A 1677-nucleotide genomic window follows, 5' to 3' on the forward strand; every position below is an offset into this window, starting at 1 on the left:
CGCTACATTAATGGGTGAAAATGACGCAACTGTTTCACTTGTTACTGCTGATACACAAGCACAAGCACTTGAAGATTGTGTTGATTTTGCTGCAGGTACAATTGATGCTACTCAAATTGATTCATGTTTAATATTCACATTTGACGGTGCAGTAAATGCTGACACAATTGATGATGCTGAAATTATCGATACGCAAGCTTGGAACCACGTTGAAATTATGGACGGTGATTCTGGTTTCACTGGTATGCTAAACCTTACTGCAACTGAAGAATCAGATTCTTCAAGTATTACACTAGAAGGTATGTCTGGCGACTTAGACTTTAAAGTAATGGGTATGGTTGACAGTAGTGGTGATGAAGATGAAAGTACATTAGAAGTTATGGTTAAAGGTGACGCAGCAATGGGTTACACATTATCTCTAACTGGTATGGAATCTACAGGTTACACTGGTGATGTTAAAGCTATGTACAATGGCGAAATGATGTCATTTGGTACTGCTTCTAAAGTTACTAACGGTGTATCTATCACTTACATCGATGGTGATGTAGTGCCTTACACTGATGTTGATTTAATTGATTCATCTAAGTAATATTTAAACTATAAAAGGGGAAAGCAGCGCTTTTCCCTTTTTTTATAGAAAGCGATTAAATTATGAAAAAAAAAATTCTCTTGTTAGGATTTTCAACAGCTTTTATTTCTCCTCTTGCTTCCGCAGATAACCAATTTCAAATATTTACTCATTTTGACGCAGAAATTTATACTGAAGCACAACCAGTACAAGCCTTTGTAGATGATTTTGATGCACCATTAAAATCGGGTGACAGTGCATTTACCTATAATATTTTTGAAGTGGGTGTTGGCTACGGTAATTTTAAAGTGGGTTTACAAAGTCGTTATGACTATGTTCTTAACTTTGATCCTGATACAGCTAAATATACTCATACCGAAAAGAATGATTTAGAGTTTGAAGATAGATTTTATACCTATTACCTCGATGCTAAACAAGCAACGTCTAATGGTGTATTCGTATCTTATGATTTTAAATTTTTAGATAAAAATGCATTAACAATAACACCTAAGCTTTCTGTTTTTGCCAGCTCACACTATCAAGATGCCACTGTAAATGGTGAGATTTTTAGTGATGAAGTTGAAGGTGCTGTAACTGTCGATTACAACTTTTCAAAAGATATTTTATTTAAAGAATTTACACCTTCACAAAAGCCAGAAGGGCTAGGCTATAGCCTAGATATTTTTGCCGATTGGCAAGTAAATGATGAGCTTAAAGTTGGTTTTAGCGTAAAAGATTTGCTCTATAAAGCTCAGTACGAAGACAGTGGCTCTGTAAAGGGTCAAACTACTGAAATTCCATTTAGCGAAGATGACAACGGCGATATTATTACTCAGCCAACAGTTTCATTAAAAACATCTGCATTTGGAAATACGGTATCTCATGATTTCGAAATGGAAATGCGACTACAAGCATTTGCCGATTACAGAATAAACGACCGATTTTCGACTCAGTTAACTTTAAAACGTTACGATAAAGACACGTTTAGCCAATTAAAAGGCCGTATTCACTTTTGGGATCATTGGCGAGTACAAGCAGGCTACGAAACAAAAAGCGAAGCATTTTTAGTTGGTATAGAAAACGAATATTTTGGTCTTAATTTACAAACT

1 protein-coding gene and 1 pseudogene are annotated in these 1677 nt (G+C 35.3%); both read left to right on the plus strand.

The window, feature by feature from the left end; genetic code table 11:
* A pseudogene (locus tag H5072_RS18675) lies at positions 1-589 on the plus strand (hypothetical protein); the annotation flags it as partial.
* Positions 590-651: 62 nt separating this feature from the next.
* Positions 652-1677 (plus strand): hypothetical protein (locus tag H5072_RS18680; protein ID WP_182694419.1); only part of this gene is annotated, 1026 nt, incomplete at its 3' end.

This window comes from Pseudoalteromonas sp. SR45-5, from assembly GCF_014163565.1.
GTDB lineage: Bacteria > Pseudomonadota > Gammaproteobacteria > Enterobacterales > Alteromonadaceae > Pseudoalteromonas > Pseudoalteromonas distincta.